This is a genomic window from Pseudomonas sp. OV546 (assembly GCF_900116845.1).
In the GTDB taxonomy this organism is placed as follows: Bacteria; Pseudomonadota; Gammaproteobacteria; order Pseudomonadales; family Pseudomonadaceae; genus Aquipseudomonas; species Aquipseudomonas petroselini.
The window spans coordinates 318,131-342,217 of record NZ_FPCE01000006.1 but is presented as its reverse complement, the minus strand read 5'-3'; the positions used below and the strand labels follow the sequence as shown (position 1 = coordinate 342,217).

The following is a 24,087-nucleotide window of genomic DNA, read 5'->3' as shown; positions in this document are numbered from 1 at the left end:
CCAGGGGCACCAGTCGGAGTTGTTAAGGCGTTCGTTAATAAACTGCGGGCCTATCGTTAAATAACCGGTCTTTGCAGAAGGCCAATAAGGAAAAAAAACCATGAGCCTCATTCTGATCATTATCTTGATCCTCCTGCTGGTCGGTGGTCTGCCAGTGTTCCCTCACTCGCGTAACTGGGGTTATGGCCCGTCGGGCATCCTGGGTGTGGTACTGGTGGTCCTGCTGGTGCTGTTGTTGCTCGGTCGGATATAAACGCCGGGCAAAAAAAAGAGGCCTTTTAAAGGCCTCTTTTTTATTGCCGGTTAATTAATCCGGCTTGCCGTCAATCACACCGGCGGTGTTATCCAACAGGCTCTTGGTAGCCGTCTGCAGGAACGACTCAAGTTTCTGCCTCAGTGCCGCCTCGTCCGGCGATTCAGCAATCACTTTACCGGTCGGGTTGGCGCCCAGTTCGTATTCCCACAGCTTCGGTGGCATTTCCTTGGGCAGTACCAGTACACGGTCGCCGGTGAGCAATGCCACGGTCTGGTCGCTGCCCGATGGCTTGATCACGCCGAAACCTTTATCGCCTTCCGGCAGGTTCAACAGGTCACGGCCCCAGCACTGGTGCAGGGTCTCGCCGCCCAGGCGCCCCATGATGGTCGGCACGATGTCGATCTGAGTACCGACGGTATGGTTGCGCTCGCCGAACTTCTCCTGCATGCCCGGCGCGATCATCAGCATCGGCACGTTAAAGCGGCCCAGGTCCATTTCGGTGATTTGCTGCTCGTTGCCGAAGCCGTGGTCGCCGACGATCACGAACAGGGTTTCCTTGAAATACGGCTCTTTGCGGGCTTTCTCAAAGAACTGACCCAGGGCCCAGTCGGAGTAGCGCATCGCGGTCAAATGCTCGTCGAGGCTGCCACGGCCAGTGACTTTGTCCACCGGCAACGGGGTCGGCAAAGCGTAAGGCGTGTGGTTGGACAGGGTTTGCAGCAACGCGTAGAACGGCTTGCCGCCTTCACGGGCTTTCAACTCTTCCAGGCCACGGTTGAACATGTCCTGATCGGACACGCCCCAGGTGGGGTCAGAGAACACCGGATCGACAAAGTCGTTGCGACCGATGAAATTGGTCATGCCCTGGTTGCTGAAGAAGCCCGACTGGTTGTCCCAGGCGAAGTCGCCGTTGTAGACATACACGTCGTCAAACTTGCGTGCGCTGAGCAACTGCGGCAGGCCCGACAGCTTGTGGCTGCCTTCCGGGGTCTGCATCAGGTATTCGAAGGCGGGCAGGTTCGGGAAGCACGCCATGGTCGCGAACATACCCTGGTGGGTATGGGTGCCGTTGGAGAAGAAGCGGTCGAACAGCAGGCCTTCCTTGGACAGTTTGTCGAAGTACGGCGTGATATTGCCCGGACGACCCAGCGCCCCCACCGAGTGACCGGCGAAGCTTTCCATCAGGATCACCACGACGTTTTTGATCGGCAGGGTTTTCTCGGCCGGTGGCGTGAACTCACGGCGCACGGCGGCGGTGTCGGTATCCACCAGTTTTTCTGTCGGCAGCACCAGCATGTCGCGCACGGTCTGGGTTGCCAGCGGCTGCTCCAGCGTGGCTTTCCAGGTGTTATCCCGGTGTTCCGAGAAGCGGGCCTTGGCCGCGCCGATCAGCGACAGCGTGCCATTGAGGCCCAACTGGTTGGCGAAGTTCGAGTCGGTGGTGTACACGTCACCCCAACGCAGCGGCGGGCCCTGGCGCAGGGTGCCACGAGCGGCGACCACGGCGATCAGCAGGCAGACCACGAACACCGCGATGCGCGAGTACCACGGCGCGACCTGGCGGGTGCCGATGCTGCCACCGCTGAAGGGGCCGCGCGGGCGTGTCGCACGGTCGGCACCTTTGAACGCCATGCTGAGGATCAGCGTGCCCACGGCCCAGGCCAGCAGGTAGCGCACCACCGGGAAACCGTACCAGAGCATGCTCATCACGGTTTTCGGGTCTTCCTTCACGTACTGGAAGACCAGGCCGTTGAGGCGCTGGTGGAACTCACGGTAGAAGTCCATTTCCATCAGGCCCAGGAACAGGGCGATGCTGGACGCCACGGTCAGCCAGAAACGAAAGAACCCGCGGGCTGCCATTGCCCGTACGCTGAACAGTGCCAGCAGCAACGGAATGATCAGGTACACCACCAGACGCAGGTCCAGGCGCAGGCCGTTGGCGAACGCTTCAAGGAAGGTCGAGGCCGGCGTATCAAGGATCATCTCGCGGTTGTAGACCAGCAGCGCCAGGCGCAGCAGGGAGAACATCACCATCATGACCAGTGCGCAGAGCAGCGTGTACGCCAGATGGGATTTGACGGTCGGTTGCAGCAGGCGATTAGAAGCTCGCTGCTGACTCAGGGCGTCCGGGTTTGCCATGTCGTTTCAGGACCCATTGGAAGTTTAAGTGACGAAGTGGTGCAGTGGCGCGAATGGTGCCCGATCAATCACAGCAAGGCTATTAATTACTGAACGAGCAGCGCCGTCCCGCGTTTAAGACACCTTGAGGCAGGGCCTTGGCAGGGAGATTCAACCGGCGAATTGTCTTGGATAAGATGTGAAAATTGTGTGCAGCGAATATTTCGATACACAAATCTCAGGGGTGTGGTGAGGGTTTACTGTAGATCGGATGGGGCTGCTTCGCAGCCCAGCGCGGGGCAAGCCCGCTCACCACAACAAGCGCGGTCACCACAGCGAGCCCGCGCCTACATGGATTGTGCTCACTCTAGAGCCGCACATTTCCCCGTGGCCCGGCGATCGCCCAGATGATCAGGCCCAGCACCGGCAGCAGGAGGATCAACAGGATCCACAGCACCTTGGCGCCCGTGCTCGCGCCGCTTTTGAATACGTTGATGATCGCCCAGATATCCAGCGCCAGGATAATCAGCCCGATCAAGCCATTAAAAGTGGAACCCATGGTGTTGCTCCTAAAGTGAGGGCATGCACCTTTAGGATAGCCAGCCCTGGCCGGGGTTCCGTTTTATTTCAGACGTGGACGGCAACTTTCAGCGCTTCCAGGGAGGGTTCGGCCTTGATGCCGACTTCGGCACACAGCTCGAGCACGCGCGGCAGGTCGTTACCGTAGACCAACACGGCCTGGATCTCGTCATCCAACGGTTGGCTGAAGTTGAGCAGCACATAGCCGCCGTCTTCCGGGCTGAGCGCGCTCATCTGGATCTGGATACGGTTCAGGGCCGTCAGGGCTTCGGTCTTGGCCAGTTGCTTGGGCGTGAGATTGAACGCCACGCCTGGGCCGAACGACGCGACGATCTGCGCGAACAGGTCGCCGTAGGTGTCGGCCTGGAACACCACGGTGTCCGGCAGGCTGCCAACCACGACCCACTCCCCCAACGGAATGGGGAATGTGTCGTCGTAGTTGATATCCGGGTTGGCCGCCAGAAACGCCACCGGGTCCGCGTAGGCCTGCGCCGCTTCATCGGCGATACGCGCCACCTCGTCCTCGCCCATGACGCCGGCGCTGATGTTGCTGATAAGTTCGACGAGGGCGGCTTTCATGGGGTGATCCTGTAGCGGGCTGGTTTTCGAGGGCGCAAAGCCTACACCAGTTTTTGCAATTGCGCCGCCGTATCCACCGCGCCCATGGTTTGCGCGGCGGCCAATGCCGTCGCGCCCTGGGCATCGGTGGCCTTGGGGTTCGCGCCCTGGCCGAGCAGGTAGTCGACCATTTCAACGCGATTGAACATCGCTGCCATCATCAACGCGGTACGGCCGTCGGAAGAGGCCGCCTCGACCGGCGTACCGCCTTCGATCAGCGCCTTGACCACTGGCAGGTTGCCCTTGAACGCCGCACCGGCGATCGGCAATTGGTTCTTGTCATTGGCGATCAGCGGATCGGCCTTGAATTCCAGCAGCACTTTTACCGCCTCGGCATGGCCGTGGTAGGCCGCGAGCATCAGCAAGGTGTCGCCATTGTGGTTACGAAAGTTGGCCGGCAAGCCTTTGGCCAGCAACGCGGCGAGCATGGCGGCGTCGCCTTTGCGGGCAACGTCAAACACCTGCTCGGCAAATTCTGCGGCTTCGTCGTCGGTCATCTGTTTGGCTTGGTCTGACATGTGGGACGGCTCCGTGTGTGGTCCTTTATAGGCGCCCAGTGTCGCGATGGAGTTCCCACCTGTCATGGCTTTTTTGTCAAAAGCCCCCATAGGCATATTCAATAGCGCTGCCTTTAGTAACGAAAGTGCCCACCCTGAATCTGCGCCAACAACTGGCCGGTCACTGGCACGTAGCAATCCGACCCCGGCAGCCAGGCGTAGACTGGATCATTGCCCGCCTTGTCCGGGTCGAACGCTTCCTCCTTGAGCCGTACCTTCTGGTACTTGAAGGTGCCCGTGGTTTCCATCTTCACCTTGATCCGCAGAAACAGCGGCACCGCATAGTGCGGCAACTGACCGTGGGCAAATTGCAGTAACTCACGCATGTCCAGCGCGGCCAGGGATTCGCTCGGGGTGATGGCAACCATCCCGGCGCGACCATTGGTGTTTTCGATTTCCACCCCATAGGCCACTGCTTCGGCGATCTGTGGGTGCTGCAACAGGACGTTTTCCACTTCGGTGGTGGAGACGTTTTCGCCCTTCCAGCGGTAGGTATCCCCCAAGCGGTCGACAAATTGCGCGTGGCCGAAGCCAATACTGCGCACCAGATCGCCGGTGTTGAAATAGCGGTCGCCCTTCTCAAACACGTCAGTGAGGATCACCTTGCGGTTTTTTTCCGGGTCGGTGTAGCCGTCATAAGGAGATTTTTCATCGATCCTTGCCAACAACAGCCCCTGCCCGCCCTTCTTCACTTTACGCATGAAACCATCGCTGCCACGCAGCGGCTCACCGGTGTCGTGGCCGTAGTCCACCAGCGCCCAGTGCTGCAGGCAAAAGCCGACGGTGTTGTCAAAATTCAATACGTTGGTGAAGCCGATATTGCCGTCGCTGGCGGCATACAACTCGCACACATGCTCGACGCCATAACGCGCCTTGAACTGCGCCCACACGCCAGGACGCAAGCCATTGCCGACCATCTTGGTCGCGCGGTGATCACGGTCGTTTTCGCTGGCTGGCTGATCGAGCAAGTACCGGCACAACTCGCCGACATAACCGAGGGTGGTCGCCTCGAATCTGCGGACATCGCCCCAGAACTGGCTGGCACTGAATTTACGCCGAATGGCGAAGCCCGACGCCCCGACCACTGCCGAGCCCCAGCACACACACAGGCCGGTGGCATGGTAGAGCGGCAAGGTGCAATAGAGGACGTCGTCCGGCCCCATGTCCAGGGCAATGCGGCCGAAGCTGATGGCGGTCTTGGTCCAGCGGCCATGTTTCATGATGCCGGCCTTGGGCAATCCCGTCGTGCCGGAAGTGTAGATATAGAAGCAGGGATCGTTAAAGAAGATCTGCGCTGCGCTGGCGAGGTTCTCCACCGGACATTCAGCGCTGGCGGCCATCAGGTCGCTGTACCCCTCGGGCACCGCCGCGCCCTGCTGCTCCGCGACGAACCAGCTGCGCTGCGCAGGGATCGCCACCTGATCGCGCACCGCCTCATAGGCGGCCACCAATTCCGCCCCCACCACAATCGCCGCCGGGCTCACCAGCGTCAGGCTGTGCACCAGCGCCCCGTGGGTTTGCGCGGTATTGAGCATGGCGCAGACACCGCCCAGCTTGGCCACGGCCAGCACGCTCAACAATAATTCGGGACGGTTTTCAATAAACATCGCCACCACATCGCCCTTGCCGATGCCTTTTTCTTGCAGGTGGCGGGCGATGCGATTGGCCTGCTGGTTGGCTTCGGTGTAACTGATCACACGGTCGCCATACAGCAAGGCGGTTCCCTGCGGGTTACGCAGGGTGGCTTGTTCGAAGTGCCAGCCCAGTCCGCAGGGCTGCTCGGGGTCGGTGACATTGGCAGCACGCATCCCTCGCACCACGCGCGGCAAGGCACGCACAATCGCGGGCACCTTACGCAGCATCATGCGCCAGGTGATCATGTCATTTTGCGAGTGGCTCATGGAGGAACGTCCTTTTTCTTATTCTTCGAATGATCCTGTAACACCCGCGCGCCCATAGGCGAGAGACCGAGTGCATTGCAGGAAAATACGTCAGCCCTTCTTCGGCTGTACACGCGGGATTTGAAAAGTTTTGTATCCCAAGGGGCGACCGCTGATAAAAGGAATTTCGCGGTGCTGGCGCAGTCATTTAAGAATGAGGCGCGCCCACTCAACCCGGCTGAGCCACGCAAAATGCAGGATGCATGATGGCCATTCATGCAAATTGCACGAAATCGAAAATTTGTTATTTTTTTAAGTGATTGTTTTATAACGATATTTTAGCTAACCGCTAGATGGCACAATCACTGCACCTATCACTCCATGCTTGCCAACTTGAGCCAACGGAGCTGATAGACATGAGCCTGATCCAAGATAAATTCGCTTCAGTATTCTCCAACTACGACGTCACCACCCAGCCTCGCCCAGACGGCGGTATCCTGCTGACGCTGCGCAACAGCGAAGGTAAACAGGTCAAGCGTTCGATTTCCTATCAGCAGTTGCACACTGCCGATCAGCTGACCTGGGTGATCAGCGCCATTCGCCGCGACCTGGCGGAACAAGCCAGCGAGCTGCCGCAGATTTCCATGCTGCAAAGCCAGAACCGCTTTGCCCTGCCGACTTATCATTCGGCTTAAACGCCAGGCAGTAAAAAGGGCCGTGACACCGTTGAGTGTCGCGGCCCTTTTTTTGCCTTCAGCAAAGTCCCTGACGCGCCGCTTCGTTCATCGCCTGCACACGGTTACTGACTTCCAGCTTGCCGTAGATATTGCGCAAGTGAAATTTCACCGTGGCTTCGGACGTGGTGCGAATCTGGCTGATCTCCCAGACGGTCTTGCCTTCCGAGGCCCAGCGCAGGATCTCTAACTCCGCCGGGGTCAGCGGTTTTCCCGCCAGGTTCAGACGTCGTCTGACCGCATTGGGCACCGAATACGGTGGTATCAATAATTCCGTTGGGGCGCTCATTCAATCCTCTCCTTATTTTCTGTCTCTGCCGCGCCACATTCGGATTCCTCCTATTGACAGGCGACATAAACGTTGATGCCGGAGAGAGTTACATAACGAGTGGTATTAAGGCGCAGGGCCCAGAATAAACAGCCGAGCCTTACAGAAGTTTAAGTTTCTTCCCACAGCAACTTCCAACCTATAGGGATTGTAGTTTCTGATAAATCGCGGTTAGTCGTCTAAGCCAGGGAAGTGCCGGGCGATAGTGTCGCCCGTCAATAGGGGCACCTGCCCTTGTGCGGTATTGAAACACCGCAAGGCAACACAATGCGGGTTCTCGCCCATATCGAACCAGTGCTTGATACCGGCCGGGATCACCAACAGGTCATTTTTTTCACAGCGCACGGCGTACACGTAGTCGCCAATGTGCAGGGAAAACAAACCCTGCCCCGCGATGAAAAAACGCACCTCATCTTCGCTGTAGCAGCGCTCGTCAAGAAACTGCGCACGCAGCTCATCCTTCTGCGGGTGATCGCTGGTCACGCGTACCACCTCAATAGCCTCGTAGCCGAGGGCATCAATGTGCATCTGGTACGCCGCAATCATTTCAGCGTCACTGGCCCCTTGCCCTATCGGGCTTGGCTGCCAGCGCTCAAAGCGCACGCCGTGCTCCGCCAGGGTCGCGGCGATATCGTCAAAATGGGTCAGGACCTTGTTCGGCGTGTCCGGTGAAGCGGCGGAGTAAACAGCGACATAGCTCATTGAAGGGTTCCTTGGTTCTGCTCTTGCAATCGAAAACCGATGATAGCGGCGGCGGCCAGGGCCGCGACGCTGGCGATGCTGAAGGTCAGGGTCGGCCCCAACAGGTTCCAGCTGTAACCGGAATAAAGGGCACCCAGCGCACCGCCGGTCCCCGCCAAGGCCGCGTACAACGCCTGGCCCTGGCCTTGTTGCTTATCGCCAAAACTGCGTTGCACAAAGGCAATCGCCGCGGCATGGAAACTGCCGAAAGTGGCGGCGTGCATCACCTGCGCCACTAACAACACCCAGAAAAACTCGGCAAACGAGCCCAACAGCAACCAACGCAGCGCCGCCAACAGGAAACTGGCCAGCAGCACCCGGCGCACCGAAAAGCGCGAGAGGATGCGGCTCATCGCCAGGAACATCAGCACTTCCGCCACCACGCCCAAGGCCCACAGCAGGCCGATCACGCCACGGGTGTAGCCCAGGTGCTCAAGGTGGAGGGTCAGGAAGGTGTAATACGGGCCATGGCTCATTTGCATCAACGCCACACAGGCATAAAACGCCAGCACGCCAGGGCTGCGCAATTGTTTCAGGAAGCCATCGCCAGCCAGGCGATTGCCGTGGGTGGTGGGCTGCGCATTCGGCACCCACAGGCTGGCGCCAATGATGCCGGCCATGATCACCACGACGACGACCGGGTAGATGTCCAGGCTCAGCCAATCGAACAGGCGACCCATGATTACCACGGTGAGGATGAAACCGATGGAGCCCCACAGGCGGACCTGGCTGTAGCGGGAGGTCTGTTTTTGCAGGTGCGCGAGGGTGATCACTTCAAACTGCGGCAACACCGCATGCCAGAAGAACGCATGCAAAGCCATCACCAGGGCCAGCCAGGCGTAGGTGTGGCTGACGAAGATCAGCGAAAAACTTGCCAGGGTGCACACCGCGCCAAAGCGTACGATCGCCAGGCGCCGACCGGTGTAGTCGCCCAGCCAGCCCCACAGGTTGGGCGCCACGCAGCGCATCAGCATAGGGATGGCCACCAGCTCGCCGATGCGCGCGCTGGAGAACCCCAGGTGATCGAAGTACAGCGCCAGGAAAGGCGCGGTCGCCCCGAGGAGGGCGAAGTAGAAGAGGTAGAAGCTGGAGAGGCGCCAGTAGGGAAGTGGGGGCGTCATGTCGATTTTTGGGGCTGCTTCGCAGCCCAGCGCGAGCAAGCTCGCTCACTACAACGACAGCAAGCGCGCCTGCCATGACAGGCTGTCACAGCTGGCCCAATACCGGCGTACTCACGCGTACATCGGCGTTTTGCCCACGGTTGCGCAGCAAGTGGTCCATCAGCACGATGGCCATCATTGCTTCGGCAATCGGCGTGGCACGGATGCCGACGCACGGGTCGTGGCGGCCCTTGGTGATCACGTCCACCGGGTTGCCGTGCACATCGATCGAACGGCCCGGCGTGGTGATGCTGGAAGTCGCCTTGAGCGCGAGGTGCGCCACGATCGGCTGGCCGGAGGAAATACCGCCGAGGATGCCGCCTGCGTTGTTGCTGAGAAAACCTTCCGGGGTCAGCTCATCGCGGTGCTCGGTGCCGCGCTGGGACACGCAGGCAAAGCCGGCGCCGATCTCTACACCCTTGACCGCGTTGATGCTCATCAGCGCGTGAGCCAGTTCAGCGTCGAGGCGGTCGAAGATAGGCTCGCCCAGGCCGGGTTTAACGCCTTCGGCCACCACCGTGATTCGGGCACCGACGGAATCCTGGTCGCGGCGCAGCTGGTCCATATAGGCCTCCAGCTCCGGTACTTTGTCCGGGTCGGGGCTGAAGAAAGCATTGTCTTCGACGCTGTCCCAGGTTTTGAACGGGATTTCGATCGGGCCCAACTGGCTCATGTAGCCGCGAATAATGATGCCCTGGGTGGCCAGGTATTTCTTGGCGATGGCACCCGCGGCCACACGCATGGCCGTTTCGCGGGCCGAGCTGCGGCCGCCGCCACGGTAGTCGCGTTCACCGTATTTATGGTGGTAGGTGTAGTCGGCGTGAGCCGGGCGGAACAGGTCCTTGATCGCTGAGTAGTCCTTGGACTTCTGGTCGGTGTTGCGAATCAGCAGGCCGATGGCGCAACCGGTGGTGCGGCCTTCGAACACGCCAGAGAGAATTTCGACTTCGTCGGGTTCCTGGCGTTGGGTGGTGTGGCGGCTGGTGCCGGGCTTGCGGCGGTCGAGGTCACGCTGCAAGTCCTCCAAGGACAGCTCGAGGCCGGGCGGGCAGCCGTCGACAATGGCGACCAACGCCGGGCCATGGCTTTCGCCCGCGGTGGTGACAGTGAACAGCTTGCCGAAGGTATTGCCGGACATGCAGGGCGCTCCGTGAAATCAGTTGAATCAAGTCAACCGTAATAACTTAAGGCGGCCAGTATACGCAGGCTAACCGACTAGTTCATCCTCGAAACCTTACCGGTAGACCTTGGTCCAACCGGCACCTTCCTCATGATGGCGCGATGATGCTTCGAGTTCTGCTTTTGACCCTCACTCTGTTTTCCAGCCTTGGCTTCGCCGCCTCCCCTGTCGTGCTGCAACGGCCCATCAGCCTGGACACCGGCAGTGGCGAGCTGTTTGGCTCGCTGTTGCTGCCCCAGTCGGACACCCCCCTGCCGGTGGTGCTGATCATCGCCGGTTCCGGCCCCACCGACCGCAATGGCAACAGCGCCGACGGCGCGCGCAACGACAGCCTCAAGCGCCTGGCCTGGGTACTGGCGCGGCATAACATCGCCAGCGTGCGCTACGACAAGCGCGGTGTGGCCGCGAGCCTGGCCGCCACGCCGGATGAACGCAACCTGACCCTGGACGCCTATGTGGCCGATGCAGTGGCCTGGGGCAAACTGCTCAAGGCCGACAAACGCATGGGCCCGCTGATTGTGCTGGGCCATAGCGAAGGCGCCCTGGTGGCCGCCCTTGCCGCGCCGCAACTCGATCCGGCAGGCGTTATTTCATTGTCCGGCAGCGCTCGCCCCGTGGACCAGGTGATCCGCCAGCAACTGGCTGATCATTTGCCCCCGGCCCTGTTGCTGCGCAGTAATGAGATCCTCGATCACCTCAAGGCCGGCCAGGTGGATGCCGATGTGCCTGGCCCGCTGGAAGGTATTTTCCGACCCAGTGTGCAGCCCTACCTGATCAGCCTGTTTCGCGCCGATCCCTCGGCAGCCTTCGCCAAGCTGCGTATGCCCGCGCTGATCATCCAGGGCACCAACGACATCCAGGTGGGCGTCGGCGACGCCCAACAGCTGAAAAAAGCCAAGCCCGACGCCCAGTTGACGGTGATCGAAGGCATGAACCACGTGATGCGCATCGTGCCCAACGACGTAAAGCAACAATTGGCCTCCTACAATGACCCGCAACTGCCTCTCGCCGCCGAGCTGGGCAGTCGCCTGGTGCGCTTTATCGACGGACTTCAGCCCCGTTAAACGACAAATTGCCTCCAGTCCTGACAAAAACGGCCGATAAGCCCAGGGTCGACAGTAAAAAGACTGTCGACTGGCTGGGTTTGGACAGGATCGCACGCATGACAACCACTGAAGCAACACCGGAACCGACTGCCGAGAGCCCGGCTGAAAAAACCGAGGCCGTCGACACGGCGCCCCTGCCGTGGGCGGAGGTTCAGGCCGAGCATTTCAAGATGCTGCGGTTGGCGCCCCTGGCCATCGACCGCGCCACCGGTGTGCGGCCGTTGCGGTTCGTGCAGTTCGGCTATGCCGAGCGCAATGACAAACACCACAGCCTGTTGCGCATGGTCATCCAACTGCCGGGCCAGCGGGTGCGCCGTGAGCAGAACCACTTGGACATTTGGGTCGATCACGACAAACACCGCGTGCACTTCGGCCCTGGCAACAGCCTGGAAATCGAACCGGCCAACCGAGGCATCGGGCGCTTCCTGGTCGCTCAAGGCGCCGCCTGGGCGAAGAAGAAGTGGTCACATTACCGCGTCGACGGTGTCGACCTGGCCAACAAAGACGCGTTGAACGAAGCCACCCGCCTGCGCCGCGATCATTTCCTGCGTGTCCAGGGTTTTGATGTGGCCTACGCCGATGTGCAGCACCTGAAGGGCAACGTGCAGCCCGGCAAGGTCAGCGATGTGCTGGACAGTTGGAACACCGAAAAAGTGCAGTTCGTGGAGATTCTCGAAGCGGCGCAGATGCTGCAACAGGCCGAGCAGAACCTGATGGAGCAGGAAGTGAAGCTGCGCAAGGAAGAGGAAAAGGTCACCAAGTTCAAGCGTGAAGACAGCGGGCTGCGCTTTACCATCACGTGCCTGGTGGCGTTCACGGTGTTTCAGGCCGGGCTGTTGATCTGGATTGCCACGCACCGGTAAGTCGGGGCGTACCTGACTGTACCGGTTCCAGCGGTGGGAGGGGGCTTGCTCCCTCCCACATTGACCGGTTTAAACGCGGGCGGCGAAGACGGCCTGATGCTGGCGGCACTGCTCCGCCGTCAACATGAACACCCCGTGCCCACCGCGCTGGAAGTCCAGCCAGGCGAAGTCCACTTCCGGGTACAGCGCCTCGACATGCACCTGGCTGTTGCCCACTTCAACAATCAGCAAACCCTTCTCGGTCAAGTGGTCCGCCGCCTCGGCCAACATGCGCCGCACCAGGTTCAAGCCATCATCACCGCAGGCCAGGCCCAGTTCCGGTTCGTGCTGGTATTCATCCGGCATGTCGGCGAAGTCTTCGGCATCCACATACGGCGGGTTGGACACAATCAGGTCAAAGCGCTGGCCCGGCAGACCGTCGAAACCATCACCCTGCACGGTGTACACGCGCTCGTCGACGCCATGGCGCTCGATGTTCTGGTTGGCCACTTCCAGGGCTTCGAAGGACAAGTCCCCCAGCACCACTTCGGCGTCCTGGAACTCATAGGCGCAAGCGATGCCGATGCACCCGGAGCCTGTGCACAGGTCGAGGATGCGTGCCGGCGGTTGGGCCAGCCAGGGTTCGAAGCGGTTTTCGATCAGCTCGCCGATCGGCGAACGCGGGATCAGCACGCGCTCATCAACGATAAACGACATGCCACAGAACCAGGCCTCTTTCAGCAGGTAAGCGGTGGGCACGCGCTCATGGATGCGGCGATGCAGCAAACGCTGAACGTGGGAAATCTCTTCTTCTTCCAGGTTGCAATCCAGGTAGCTGTCGGCAATTTCCCACGGCAGGTGCAAGGCGCCGAGCACCAATTGCCGGGCTTCGTCCCAGGCATTGTCGGTACCATGCCCGAAAAACAGCTCTTCCCCATGGAAACGGCTGATAGCCCATCGGATGTGGTCGCGCAAGGTGCGCAGGCGGGAAGTGATCACGGGGGCAAACTCCTGGAAAAAACGACTGGCGATTCTAACAGTCTTCACCGGTACCGACGATGTACGAAACCCCTTCGCCATCCGTCGGAATTCATCCAAATTGCCATCATTGGGTTAAACACGCACACCTCTTGACATGGCTGCACGCCAACAACGGCGTACCTTACGATGGTAGCGATTCACAGAACCGCTCAGCCAGTGGACAATGTCACAAAAGCCCCCCTCACAGGAGCCCCAGAATGTCCGTTCCAAAGACGATGTTTCAACTCAGCGGTCGTGGTTACGCAGCAGCGAACCTCAGCCATGCGACCCTCGTGATCATCGACGCCCAGAAGGAATACCTCAGCGGTCCACTCGCCCTCTCGGGCATGGACGCAGCGGTTGGCAATATCAAGCAACTGGTCGCCGCAGCCCGCAACGCCGGGCGCCCGATCGTGCATGTGCGCCACCTGGGCACCGTTGGCGGCCTGTTTGACCCGCAGGGCGAGCGCGGCGAGTTCATCCCGGGGCTCGCGCCTGAAGGCGACGAAACCATCATCGGCAAGCTGCTGCCCAGCGCGTTCCATGGCACCGGGCTGGAAAAGCACCTGCAGGACCTCGGCTCGCTGGACCTGATCGTCTGCGGTTTCATGAGCCACTCCAGCGTCAGCACCACCGTGCGCGCCGCCAAGAACCTGGGCTTTCGCTGCACCCTCGTGGAAGACGCCTGCGCCACCCGTGACCTGCCTTACAAAGGCGGCATCCTGAGCGCCGAACATGTGCAACAGACCGAAATGGCCATCATGGCCGACAACTTCGCCACCCTGGCGCTGACCAAAGATCTGATCTGATCGTTCTTCTGATGAGCGGCGCGACCTGTTTATGTCTCCGCTCATCAGCAAATGCCTGTCATTTGCTGCAATTGCCTCGGGTACAGGAACAACCTGTGTATTGTCCGGTCGAAGGGCCGATACCCTGGAGGAAAGGTCGGAATGAAGATATCCGATGGTTTTGATGCTCGTCGCTTGCGCCCTAAGGGCCCGAGCAACTGGCGTCTGCGCCTGGTGGCCGGCATTGCCGCGCTGCTGGCGATTGTAGGTGTGCTGTTGGCCGGCGCTGGTGGCGCCGGTCTGTTCGGTCACTCGCCGGCCCTTGGCGAACTGAATGCCAGCCCAGGTGGCTCGGCAATCCTGGCAGTGATCGGACTATTGGTGCTGTGGTTGGGCGTGTGGTTGTGGCGCCGTAGCCGTCGGAAGATGCGTCAGCCGTTGTCGCTGAACATCGCTTCACACCTGATGAAAAAGCACGACTGATGGCGCTTGGATAGCGTTTCCTGCGCCCTGGCCGCCGCGATTTAGGTAAACTGCCCGCCCTTCGCGGAGGCTGACATGCAAGACGACGATTTTTCCCTGTTCAAAAATGAGCTGCGCGGCGTCAAGCCGATCAAACACGACCGCGCCGACACGGGCAAACCCAAGGCTGACCGTGCGCAGATCGCCAAGCTGCGCCAGGCCGCGACCGTACGCACCGATGCCACCACGGTGGACGGCCTGTCGGACCAGTTCGTGATCGACGTCGGCCCCGAAGACGAGCTGATGTGGGCCCGCGACGGCGTACAGGAAAGCCAGATGCGCAAGCTCAAGGTCGGCCAGATCCCGTTCGAGGGCAGCCTCGACCTGCACGGCATGACCGTGGAGAAAGCACGGGAAACCCTGTGGGCCTTCCTCGCCGAAGCGACCAAGTTCGAAATCCGCTGCGTACGCGTTACCCACGGCAAGGCGGTGCGGCTGGACGGCAAACGCCCCATGATCAAGAGCCACGTCAACACTTGGTTGCGCCAGCACACGCAGGTGCTCGGCTTTACCTCGTGCCAGGCCCGCCACGGCGGCGCGGGTGCGGTGTATGTGATGCTCAAGCGCACCATGATGGAAGGGCGCGACGAGTAACAAGTGCCATCGTCAGGCTTGCAGCGATGTGTCCGCCACCGTAACCTTGCGCTTTGCGAAAATCCCACAGGTAGTTTCATGTCCCTGGAACAGAATTACACCGCGATCCTCGGCCAACTCGGCGAGGACGTTTCCCGCGAGGGCCTGCTCGACACGCCAAAACGTGCCGCCAAGGCCATGCAGTACCTCTGCCGCGGCTATGAGCAGACACTGGAAGAAGTCACCAACGGTGCCTTGTTCAGCTCCGACAACAGCGAAATGGTGCTGGTCAAGGACATCGAGTTGTACTCGCTGTGCGAACACCACCTGCTGCCGTTTATCGGCAAGGCTCATGTCGCCTATATCCCGAGCGGCAAAGTGTTGGGCCTGTCGAAGGTCGCGCGGATTGTCGACATGTATGCGCGCCGCCTGCAGATCCAGGAAAACCTCAGCCGCCAGATCGCCGACGCGGTGATGCAAGTGACGGGTGCCCTGGGCGTGGCCGTGGTGATTGAAGCCAAGCATATGTGCATGATGATGCGCGGCGTGGAAAAACAGAATTCGTCAATGATCACCTCGGTGATGCTGGGTGAGTTCCGCGAAAACGCGGCCACCCGTAGCGAATTCCTCAGCCTGATCAAGTAACAGGCTGCGTAGGAAAAGACCGGCGTTCATCGCCGGTTTTTTTTCGCCTGCAGAATTAAGGTAAGCTGCGGCCCCATCTGTCATGGGCAAGAGGTTTCAGCCATGTTCGTCAAAGCACTTCGAGTCGGCCTCGGCCACGTCATCATCGCGGGCGACTACCTGACCCGCCCGCGCAAAAAACAGCGCCCCGCCGAACAGCAGGCGCAGGTGAACGCAGCGGCCAAGGAATTGACCCTCTACCAGTTCCACGCCTGCCCGTTCTGCGTGAAGACCCGCCGCACCCTGCACCGCCTGAACGTACCGGTGGCCTTGAAGGATGCGAAGAATAATGAGCAAGACCGCCAGACCCTGCTGGAGCAAGGTGGCAAGATCAAGGTGCCATGCCTGCGCATTGAAGAAAACGGCCAGACCACCTGGATGTATGACTCCAAGGTGATCATTGATTACCTCGACAAACGTTTCGCGGCGGTCTGACAGACACTGGATAACCAATGTGGGAGGGGGCTTGCCCCCGATAGCAGAGTGTCAGTCACACATAAGTTGACTGATACACCGCCATCGGGGGCAAGCCCCCTCCCACAGTTACGGTATTTACAGGTCGAGATCCAATAATGCAGAGCCCAGGCACTTGCCATGGGCATCCAGCGCCAGCGAACGCGTGACGCCCCCCCGCAAGATCCCCGGCAGCACGAAGTTCAGTGCCTGCACGTTAGGCAATTCATAACGCCGCACCGGTGCAGCGCCGGGCTCCAGCTGGTCCGCAAAAAACTCAGCCACGCGCTCGGCGGTCAGCGTTTCGCACAGCAGCGGATAGTCCTCGGCACGGTACGCAATAATCGAAATGTTCGACGTATCGCCCTTATCCCCGGTCCGGGAATGGGCCAGCGTGTGCAGCTTCATGCTTCGATCCTCGGGTTGACCACGTTACGCGGCAGCAGCAACGATGCCACTGCCACCACCTGGCGTACGCTTTTGCTGGCGCCGCCGCCACCAGACGGGCCGTTGGTGTAGAGCGTTTCCACTTCATTGCCCACACGCACCGCTTCGCTGCGGGCTTCACAGCGGGCCGCCACGCGCAGGCGCACCTCCCAGGGCTCGACCGTGCTGCGCGGTCCGTGGAGCGCGTCCATGCCGATCAGTTCGGCACGCACGTCCTGCATCTTCACGCCCGTCAACTCAAGACGCTTGAGGACGACATCCCGCGCCAGCTGCGCTCGTGCGACAGCACCGGGGCCACCGTAGGACATCTGCCCTTCGCCGATCCAACCGTCCAGATAACCGACGCTGACCTTTAACTGCTCGGGTCGCGCACGGCCACCCGCACCCACGGCGCGAACGCGATCAGCGCTTTCTTCGACAAATCCCACGTGGGAAAAATCAGCGGTCACGTCAGGCGTGAGGTACGCCGCCGGGTCGTGCACTTCGTAGATCAGTTGCTCCGTGCACGTGGCGCGGCTGACCCGGCCACCGGAGCCGGCGACCTTGGTGATCAGCGCTTCACCCTCGGCATCGATCTCGGCCAAGGGGAAGCCCAGGCGGGCCAGGTCCTCCACCGCCTTGCGACCAGGGTCGGCAAAATAGCCGCCACTGACTTGCCCGGCGCACTCGAGCAAATGCCCCACCAACGTACCGCGTCCCAGGCGCTGCCAATCGTCCGCTGCCCAGCCGAACTCAAACATCTGCGGCGCCAGGAACAACGAGGGGTCGGCCACACGCCCAGTGATCACCACATCCGCATCCGCGCGCAACGCCTCCAGAATGCCATCGACGCCCAGGTAGGCATTCGCAGAAATGATCCGCTCGCCCAGGGAACCGACAGTCTGGCCGTTATCCAGCAGAAACTCGGGCTGCAGCACCGCCAACACGTCGTCGCCGACCACGGCAACCACCTTGAGATCAAGGCCCAGCTCGCCGGCAATCCGCCGCACTTCAACAGCCGCCGACAGCGGGTTGGCCGCGCCCATATTGGTGATCACCCGCAGACGGCGACGCCCGGCGCTTATCCCCACGAAGGGCAGCACACGACGCATGCGTTCACTCAACAACGGGTCATAACCGCCAGCGGGGTCAGTGATCCGCGCCTGCTGCGCCAGGGCGATGGTGCGTTCGGCCAGGCACTCGAAGACCAGGTAATCCAGGTCGCCCTGCTCGGCCAGTTCCACGGCAGGTTCGATACGGTCGCCGGAGTAGCCGGCGCCGGAACCGATGCGCAAGGTTTTCATCTCAAATCACTCCCAGGAGCAACGCGGTCAGGGTCATCAACACCGACGCGGCAAACAGAAAAGGGATGGTAAAGCGCTGGTGATCGGCCAATTCGACCTTGCACAAGCCCACCAACAGAAAGGTCGCGGGGGTCAGCGGGCTGACCGGGAAGCCGGTGGTGTGTACGCCCAGCAACGAGGCCTGGGCCACTTGCAGCGGGTCGACGCCGAGGGCCTTGCCGACTTCGGCGATCACCGGCATTACACCGAAATAGTAGGAATCGGGGTCGAATAGCATGCTCAGAGGCATGGAAATAAAGCCCACCACGGCCGGGATCAGCTTGCCGTGGCCGGCGGGAATCTGTGCCACTGCCACTTCGGCAATCGCCTTGAGCATCCCGGTGCCTTGCATGATCCCGGTAAACACCCCGGCGGCGAGCAGGATACTGGCCATGGTCAGGGCGGTTTTTGCATGGGCGTCGATGCGGGCGCGTTGGGCATCCACGTTCGGGTAGTTGATGCACAGTGCCAGCACCGTGCCGAGCATGAACATCACCACCGGGTCGACCCAGCCGGCGATCATCACCACCATGACCAGCACAGTCAGGATCAGGTTGACCCAGAACAGCCGAGGGCGACGCAGCTTGATGTCATCGTCGCTGAGTACCCGTTGCGGCACCGCATCGACGGTTGAACCGGCGCCCAGGCCCAGGCGTTTTTCTTCGCGACGGCCGAGCCACCACGCACAGCCGAAGACGAAGACCAGGCCGACGATCTGCACTGGAATCAGCGGTTGGAACAGGTCGGCTACCGGCACATGCAGCGCCGCCGACGAGCGCAACACCGGACCGGTCCATGGCAGAAAGTTGACCCCGGCCGCCATCGCGCAGACGCAGGCGAGGATACGTTTGTCGATGCCCAGCCGGGTATACAGCGGCAACATCGCCGGCACCGTCACCAGGAAGGTCACCGCACCGGAGCCATCCAGGTGCACCAGCAGCGCCAGGGTCGCGGTGCCGACGACAATCCGCGTAGGACGCGTGCCTACCGTACGCAGGATGCGGTCAATGATGGGGTCGAGCATGCCGGCATCGGTCATGATCCCGAAAAACAGGATCGCAAACACAAACATGCCCACCACGGGGGCGACGTTCTTGATACCGGTGATGATGAAGGCGCTGGTCTGCAGGCCGAACCCACCAAGCAGCGCGGCGATGATCGGTAAAGCGATCAGCGCCACCAGCGGTGAAAGGCGTTTGCTCATGACAGCAGCGAGCAGGCACAGGATGGTGATGACACCCAGGGTAGCGAGCATGGGTTACTCCAGAGCGGCCTTGGTGGCCGGTTATTGTTTTCCCTGGAGTATTGGAAGCGAGGTAGTCTTTGTAAATTGGAATATTCACCAGCTAGTGTTCGGAAAAACAAAATGAAGAACAGTATCCAACACATTCAAGCGTTTCTTGCGGTGGCTCGCACAGGCAGCTTCACCAAGGCGGCCAATGAACTGCATCTGTCGCCTTCCGCACTGACGGTGCAGGTCCAGCAACTGGAAGACTGGCTCGGCGTTGCCCTGCTCGACCGCAGCCCGCGCCATGTGAGCATCACCGCCGCCGGCCAGGAAGCCCGCGGGCCCATGGAAAAACTGCTGCTGGACCTGGACAACATCGTCACCGGCTCCCGCGATTTGGCCGCCCTGCGCCGGGGCGTGGTCACCATCGCCGCCCTGCCCTCGGTCTGCGCCGGCACCCTGCCGCCGGCGCTGCGCCTGTTTCGCGAGCGTTTTGCCGGGATCGAAGTGCGCCTGCATGACCTGGTGGCCCACCGGATTCATGCCCAGGTGCGTTCCGGCGAGGTGGATTTCGGCATCGGCGTGCGCGCACGGCTCATCCATGGCCTGGAGTTCGTGCCGGTATTGAATGATCGCTTGTGTGCATTCGTGCCGGTGGATCATCCCCTCACTCGCCACCGTCAACTGAGCCTGGAACAGTTGGCGGACCAGCCGATCATCCTCACTGGCCGTGACAGCAGCGTGCGGGAGCAAGTGGATGCGCTATTCGATGAGACACGCCTGACGATGAACGCCGGCATGGAAGCCAACTACATGTCGACAGTGCTGGCGTTGGTGCGCCAGGGATTGGGCATCAGTGTGCTGCCGGAATCGGCGGCGGACAGCCTGGAAGGGTTGAAGCGCATCAGCATCGATCACCCCGGCGTGAACCGGGAGATCGGGTTGATCAGCCGCAGCGGGATGGGGTTGAGCCCGGCGGCGCAACGCTGCTTTGACCTGTTGAAAGAACAACTCTCTGACACACCACTGAGCTGAATGTGGGAGCTGGCTTGCCTGCGATGCAGACGACACTGTCTGCCAGTTGCACTGCGGCGATACTATCGCAGGCAAGCCAGCTCCCACATTTTGACCGAGTGAATCAGTCCAGCATGGCCACATGCTTAGGATGACTGGCAACACGTTTCAACCACGCCTGCACACCCGGATAAGCGTCCAGCTCAAAACCACCCTCATGGGCCACATGGGTATAGGCATACAAGGCCACGTCCGCGATGGAGAACTGATCACCCACCAGGTACGGCGTCAGTTGCAGTTGGCGCTCCATGACCTTGAGCGCCTTGTAGCCACCCTTGTGCAGCTTCTTGTATTCCTCCAGGCGTTCCTCGGGCAGCCCCAGGTAGAACTGGATAAACCGCGCCACCGCAATGTACGGCTCGTGGCTGTACTGCTCGAAGAACTGCCACTGCAACACTTGGGTACGCAGGCGCGGTTCGGTCGGCAGGAACTCGCTGCCATCGGCGAGGAAGTTGAGGATCGCATTGGACTCCCACAGGCAGGTGCCGTCTTCCAGTTCCAGTACCGGGATCTTGCCGTTGGGGTTCTTGGCCAGGAATTCGGCGGTCTGGGTGTCGCCCTTGAGGATATCGACATCGATCCATTGGTACGGGATGCCCAGCAGACTGAGCATCAATTTGACCTTGTAGCAGTTGCCCGACTTGTAATCGCCATAAACTTTGTACATGGGGCTCCCCTTATGCCGCTTGCGCGTGCTGTGCTTGACGGACCACCGCGGCCAGGCGCTTGAGACCTTCGTCCAGGCGGGCCGGGTCGATATGGCTGAAATTGAGCCGCAGCGAACCCAGGTGTTGGTCCGGCTCGGAAAAGAACGGTTCACCGGGCATGAACGCGACGTTCTGTTCTAACGCTTGCGCCAACAAGGTGCGGGTGTCGAGCGGCTGTTTCAAGGTCAGCCAGAAGAATAATCCACCCTGGGGCACCTGCCAGTCGGCCAGGTCAGCGAAGTGATGCGCCAGCGCCACTTGGAATGCGTCACGGCGCTCGCGGTAAAAGCTGCGCAGTTCTACCAAGTGCTGTTGGTATTTTTCCGTGCCGACCCATTGCATCGCCTGCCATTGGCCGACGCGGTTGGTGTGCAGGTCCGCCGATTGCTTGAGCTTGAGCAAGTGCGGGAACAGGTCCGGGCTGGCGATCAGGTAACCCACGCGCAAACCGGGCAACAACGTCTTGGACACAGTGCCGGTGTAGATCCAGCTGGCTTTTTTCAGGCGGCCAACGATGGGATTGGCACTGCCGCCGTCAAAGGTCAGTTCGCGGTAGGGCTCGTCTTCGATCAGCGTCACCCCAAACTCGTCGAGCAAGGCGGCGACCGCTGCACGCTTGGCCTCGCTGTAGCGTACAGCCGACGGGTTCTGGAAGGTTGGAATCAGGTAGATAAACGCCGGGTGGTGGCGTTCGAGGTTAGCGCGCAACGCGGCCAGGTCGGGACCGTCGGTTTCCAGTGGCACGGTGAGGCAGTCGGCACCGAAGAGTTGGAAGATCTGTAAAGCAGCCAGGTAGGTCGGGCCTTCCAGCAGGATCTGGGTGCCTTTGTCGATGTACAGTTTGGCGGCCAGGTCCAGGGTTTGCTGGGAGCCGCTGACCACCAGCACCTGGCTGGCCTGGCACGGTACGCCCAAGGCGCGAGCTTGCGCAGCGAGCAGTTCGCGCAAGTGGGGTTCGCCTTCGCTCATGCCGTATTGGCCGATAGTGAGCGGCATGTCATCCCAGTCCAGGGCGGGCAGCATGGCTTGCGCGGGTAGGCCACCGGCGAACGACATCACTTCCGGACGCTGGGCCGCCGCGAGGATTTCACGGATCAGGGAGCTTTTGAGGCGCGTAACACGTTCAGAGAAGGCCATTAGGGTCACCGGTAGCGAAGACTGTAGAAAATACGTCAAACTGGTTGACCGAAATTACGACGACTTCAGTGGATACGTCAATATGCTTGACCTTAAAAACCCGACCAGCCAGCAAACAGCCATGGAGGCGTTCTTCTTCGGCTACCAGGCCTTTACCGCCAAGGCCGACGAAATGCTTGAGCGCCGTGGCCTGAGCCGGGTGCACCAGCGCATCGTGTTTTTTATCGCACGCTACCCCGCCCTGAGCGTGAAGGAACTGCTCGAATTGCTCGGGGTGAGCAAACAGGCGCTGAACATGCCGTTGCGTCAATTGCAGGAAATGCACCTGGTGGACAGCGTTGCGTCCGAAACCGACAAGCGCAAACGCCTGCTGGAATTGACAGAGGAAGGTCGGCGTTTCGAGCAGTCATTACGCCGTGAACAGGTGAAGCTGTTACAGCGCGCGTTCAGTGAAGCGGGCGAAGACGCGGTGGCGGGATGGCTGGCGGTGAATCAGGCGTTAAGTGCGGCTAATTAGCCTTTCATCCCCTTTTACGCAGACAATCGAAAACATTATTTGCTTTATTTGTATACAAAAGCATAATCCGCTTCGTGCGAGTTCCTGACCTATTGGTCAACAAACCCGCCAGTACCTCTCAGCGCCTACGCGCTGGCCATAACAATAAAATGCTTGAGGAGTACTCGCTGTGGATAGCCGCAAATCCGAAGCCTCACCCCTGGACCTCCAACCCACCCACACCGGCTGGCTGGAACGCCTGTTCAAACTGCGCTTGCATGGCACCACAGTGAAGACCGAGCTGATCGCCGGCCTCACCACCTTTATCACCATGGCGTACATCATCTTCGTCAACCCGAACATCATGGCCGACGCCGGCATCGATCATGGCGCGGCGTTCGTCGCCACCTGCATCGCCGCCGCGCTGGGTTGCCTGTTGATGGGCCTGTACGCCAACTGGCCAGTGGGTCTCGCACCAGGCATGGGGTTGAACGCGTTTTTCACCTACACCGTGGTCGGCACCATGGGTTACACCTGGGAAACCGCGCTGGGCGCGGTGTTTATCTCCGGCGTGTTGTTCATGGGCCTGACGCTCTCGCGGGTGCGTGAGTGGTTGCTCAACAGCATTCCGGTCAGCCTGCGCCATGCCATGGGCGCGGGCGTCGGTTTGTTCCTCGGGGTGATCGGTTTGAAAACCGCCGGGATCATCGTCGACAGCCCGGCCACGCTGATCAAGCTCGGCTCGCTGCATGAACCCGCGCCACTGCTCGCGGCCGTGTGTTTCCTGCTCATCGCCATTCTCAGCTACCACCGCGTGTTTGGCGCGATCCTGATCAGCATCATCGCCGTCACCCTGGCCGGATGGGGGCTGGGGCTGGTGCACTACAACGGCATGATCTCAACCCCACCGAGCCTGGCGCCGACCTGGATGGCCATGGACGTGAAAGGTGTGTTCAATGTCAGCATGATCAGCGTTGTATTTGCCTTTCTTTTTGTACACATGTTCGACACCGCAGGTACACTGATGGGCGTCGCGCAACGAGCCGGGCTGGTCAATGCCGATGGCAAGATCGATAACCTGTCCCGCGCGTTGAAGGCCGACAGTGCCTCCAGCGTGTTCGGTGCCATGGTCGGCGTGCCACCGGTGACCAGCTACGTGGAAAGTGCTGCCGGTGTCGCCGCCGGTGGCCGCACCGGGCTGACGGCCGTGACCGTGGGCGTTCTGTTTGTGGCGGCGATGTTCTTCGCGCCGCTGGCCGGCATGATTCCTGCGTACGCCACGGCCGGCGCGTTGATCTATGTCGCAATGCTGATGATGAGCGGCATGGCCCATATCAACTGGGACGACGCCACCGACAGCATCCCGGCGATTGTTACGGCGATCATGATGCCGCTGACCTTCTCGGTTGCCGACGGGATCGCCCTGGGTTTTATCACCTATGTGGCACTGAAGGCCGGTACCGGCAAGCATAGGGAAATTTCTGTCAGCCTGTGGGTGCTCTGCGCGATCTTCATTGCCAAGTTCGCGTTCCTGTAG

Annotated in this window: 27 protein-coding genes; 12 read left to right on the top strand and 15 right to left on the bottom strand. The window is 60.7% G+C overall.

What is annotated here, in order from left to right:
* Positions 1-100: 100 nt before the first annotated feature.
* The gene (locus BM403_RS16580) at positions 101-253 is read left to right on the top strand and encodes a DUF3309 family protein (RefSeq protein ID WP_015885095.1); all 153 of its coding nucleotides are present in this window, start codon (positions 101-103) and stop codon (positions 251-253) included.
* A gap of 54 nt (positions 254-307) precedes the next feature.
* On the opposite strand, the gene BM403_RS16575 is transcribed toward BM403_RS16580, so the two are convergent.
* The 5 genes from BM403_RS16575 to BM403_RS16555 all read right to left on the bottom strand — a co-directional run bounded on the left by BM403_RS16575 (position 308) and on the right by BM403_RS16555 (position 6,029).
* Positions 308-2,395: an LTA synthase family protein gene (locus tag BM403_RS16575; protein WP_015885096.1), complete on the bottom strand. Its 2,088-nt coding sequence runs from the start codon at positions 2,393-2,395 to the stop codon at positions 308-310.
* 346 nt (positions 2,396-2,741) lie between these two features.
* Positions 2,742-2,933 (bottom strand): PLDc N-terminal domain-containing protein, encoded by a 192-nt coding sequence (locus tag BM403_RS16570; protein WP_015885097.1) that lies wholly within the window; start codon positions 2,931-2,933, stop codon positions 2,742-2,744.
* A 68-nt stretch (positions 2,934-3,001) separates the two neighbouring features.
* Positions 3,002-3,532: a hypothetical protein gene (locus BM403_RS16565; RefSeq protein ID WP_015885098.1), complete on the bottom strand. Its 531-nt coding sequence runs from the start codon at positions 3,530-3,532 to the stop codon at positions 3,002-3,004.
* 41 nt (positions 3,533-3,573) lie between these two features.
* Positions 3,574-4,089 (bottom strand): ankyrin repeat domain-containing protein, encoded by a 516-nt coding sequence (locus BM403_RS16560; protein ID WP_015885099.1) that lies wholly within the window; start codon positions 4,087-4,089, stop codon positions 3,574-3,576.
* A gap of 113 nt (positions 4,090-4,202) precedes the next feature.
* Positions 4,203-6,029 (bottom strand): long-chain-acyl-CoA synthetase, encoded by a 1,827-nt coding sequence (locus tag BM403_RS16555; RefSeq protein WP_093543775.1) that lies wholly within the window; start codon positions 6,027-6,029, stop codon positions 4,203-4,205.
* Positions 6,030-6,424: 395 nt separating this feature from the next.
* On the opposite strand from BM403_RS16555, the gene BM403_RS16550 reads away from it, so the two are divergent.
* A complete protein-coding gene (locus tag BM403_RS16550) occupies positions 6,425-6,703 on the top strand; it encodes a DUF3509 domain-containing protein (RefSeq protein ID WP_003172952.1) in 279 nt (92 codons plus the stop codon).
* Positions 6,704-6,761: 58 nt separating this feature from the next.
* Here BM403_RS16550 and BM403_RS16545 read toward each other — a convergent pair whose 3' ends face one another.
* From BM403_RS16545 to aroC, 4 genes are all read right to left on the bottom strand, one after another.
* Entirely contained in the window at positions 6,762-7,031 is a 270-nt protein-coding gene (locus BM403_RS16545) for a response regulator transcription factor (RefSeq protein WP_093543773.1), read from the bottom strand.
* Between the two features lie 210 nt (positions 7,032-7,241).
* Entirely contained in the window at positions 7,242-7,772 is a 531-nt protein-coding gene (locus BM403_RS16540) for a 1,2-dihydroxy-3-keto-5-methylthiopentene dioxygenase (RefSeq protein WP_093543771.1), read from the bottom strand.
* Positions 7,769-8,932: an MFS transporter gene (locus BM403_RS16535; protein WP_093543805.1), complete on the bottom strand. Its 1,164-nt coding sequence runs from the start codon at positions 8,930-8,932 to the stop codon at positions 7,769-7,771. The genes BM403_RS16540 and BM403_RS16535 overlap by 4 nt, the downstream gene beginning before the upstream one ends.
* An 85-nt stretch (positions 8,933-9,017) precedes the next feature.
* Entirely contained in the window at positions 9,018-10,109 is a 1,092-nt protein-coding gene (aroC, locus tag BM403_RS16530) for a chorismate synthase (protein ID WP_064052765.1), read from the bottom strand.
* A gap of 143 nt (positions 10,110-10,252) precedes the next feature.
* Here aroC and BM403_RS16525 point away from each other — a divergent pair, with 143 nt between their 5' ends.
* Entirely contained in the window at positions 10,253-11,215 is a 963-nt protein-coding gene (locus BM403_RS16525) for an alpha/beta hydrolase (protein ID WP_093543769.1), read from the top strand.
* A gap of 98 nt (positions 11,216-11,313) precedes the next feature.
* On the top strand, positions 11,314-12,120 hold the full coding sequence (locus tag BM403_RS16520; RefSeq protein WP_015885106.1) for a hypothetical protein: 807 nt from the start codon (positions 11,314-11,316) through the stop codon (positions 12,118-12,120).
* Between the two features lie 69 nt (positions 12,121-12,189).
* Here the strand turns inward: BM403_RS16520 and prmB are convergent, their stop codons facing one another.
* A complete protein-coding gene (prmB, locus tag BM403_RS16515; protein WP_093543767.1) occupies positions 12,190-13,098 on the bottom strand; it encodes a 50S ribosomal protein L3 N(5)-glutamine methyltransferase in 909 nt (302 codons plus the stop codon).
* 239 nt (positions 13,099-13,337) lie between these two features.
* Here prmB and BM403_RS16510 point away from each other — a divergent pair, with 239 nt between their 5' ends.
* The 5 genes from BM403_RS16510 to BM403_RS16490 all read left to right on the top strand — a co-directional run bounded on the left by BM403_RS16510 (position 13,338) and on the right by BM403_RS16490 (position 16,121).
* Entirely contained in the window at positions 13,338-13,928 is a 591-nt protein-coding gene (locus BM403_RS16510; RefSeq protein WP_015885108.1) for a cysteine hydrolase family protein, read from the top strand.
* A 141-nt stretch (positions 13,929-14,069) separates the two neighbouring features.
* A complete protein-coding gene (locus BM403_RS16505) occupies positions 14,070-14,390 on the top strand; it encodes a hypothetical protein (RefSeq protein WP_015885109.1) in 321 nt (106 codons plus the stop codon).
* A gap of 75 nt (positions 14,391-14,465) precedes the next feature.
* The gene (locus BM403_RS16500; RefSeq protein ID WP_015885110.1) at positions 14,466-15,023 is read left to right on the top strand and encodes a Smr/MutS family protein; all 558 of its coding nucleotides are present in this window, start codon (positions 14,466-14,468) and stop codon (positions 15,021-15,023) included.
* A gap of 78 nt (positions 15,024-15,101) precedes the next feature.
* Positions 15,102-15,647: a GTP cyclohydrolase I FolE gene (gene folE, locus BM403_RS16495; protein WP_003442011.1), complete on the top strand. Its 546-nt coding sequence runs from the start codon at positions 15,102-15,104 to the stop codon at positions 15,645-15,647.
* Between the two features lie 102 nt (positions 15,648-15,749).
* Positions 15,750-16,121, top strand: a complete 372-nt coding sequence (locus BM403_RS16490; RefSeq protein ID WP_015885111.1) for a glutathione S-transferase N-terminal domain-containing protein — start codon at positions 15,750-15,752, stop codon at positions 16,119-16,121.
* Positions 16,122-16,238: 117 nt separating this feature from the next.
* Here BM403_RS16490 and BM403_RS16485 read toward each other — a convergent pair whose 3' ends face one another.
* From BM403_RS16485 to BM403_RS16475, 3 genes are read right to left on the bottom strand one after another with little or no spacing between them, the layout of a single operon-like run.
* Positions 16,239-16,547 carry an AtuA-related protein gene (locus BM403_RS16485; protein ID WP_015885112.1) on the bottom strand — a complete coding sequence of 103 codons (309 nt, stop codon included), beginning with the start codon at positions 16,545-16,547 and terminating at the stop codon, positions 16,239-16,241.
* Positions 16,544-17,869, bottom strand: coding sequence for an acyclic terpene utilization AtuA family protein (locus BM403_RS16480; RefSeq protein ID WP_093543765.1), 1,326 nt, complete (start codon positions 17,867-17,869; stop codon positions 16,544-16,546). The genes BM403_RS16485 and BM403_RS16480 overlap by 4 nt, the downstream gene beginning before the upstream one ends.
* Position 17,870: 1 nt before the next feature.
* A complete protein-coding gene (locus BM403_RS16475) occupies positions 17,871-19,163 on the bottom strand; it encodes a CitMHS family transporter (protein WP_015885114.1) in 1,293 nt (430 codons plus the stop codon).
* A 111-nt stretch (positions 19,164-19,274) separates the two neighbouring features.
* Here BM403_RS16475 and BM403_RS16470 point away from each other — a divergent pair, with 111 nt between their 5' ends.
* A complete protein-coding gene (locus BM403_RS16470) occupies positions 19,275-20,171 on the top strand; it encodes a LysR family transcriptional regulator (RefSeq protein WP_046036063.1) in 897 nt (298 codons plus the stop codon).
* A gap of 103 nt (positions 20,172-20,274) precedes the next feature.
* On the opposite strand, the gene BM403_RS16465 is transcribed toward BM403_RS16470, so the two are convergent.
* Both BM403_RS16465 and BM403_RS16460 read right to left on the bottom strand, forming a co-directional pair.
* Positions 20,275-20,877, bottom strand: a complete 603-nt coding sequence (locus BM403_RS16465; protein WP_015885116.1) for a glutathione S-transferase family protein — start codon at positions 20,875-20,877, stop codon at positions 20,275-20,277.
* Between the two features lie 10 nt (positions 20,878-20,887).
* A complete protein-coding gene (locus BM403_RS16460; RefSeq protein WP_093543762.1) occupies positions 20,888-22,054 on the bottom strand; it encodes an aminotransferase-like domain-containing protein in 1,167 nt (388 codons plus the stop codon).
* Between the two features lie 82 nt (positions 22,055-22,136).
* Here BM403_RS16460 and BM403_RS16455 point away from each other — a divergent pair, with 82 nt between their 5' ends.
* Entirely contained in the window at positions 22,137-22,571 is a 435-nt protein-coding gene (locus tag BM403_RS16455) for a MarR family winged helix-turn-helix transcriptional regulator (RefSeq protein ID WP_015885118.1), read from the top strand.
* 169 nt (positions 22,572-22,740) lie between these two features.
* On the top strand, positions 22,741-24,087 hold the full coding sequence (locus tag BM403_RS16450; protein ID WP_015885119.1) for an NCS2 family permease: 1,347 nt from the start codon (positions 22,741-22,743) through the stop codon (positions 24,085-24,087).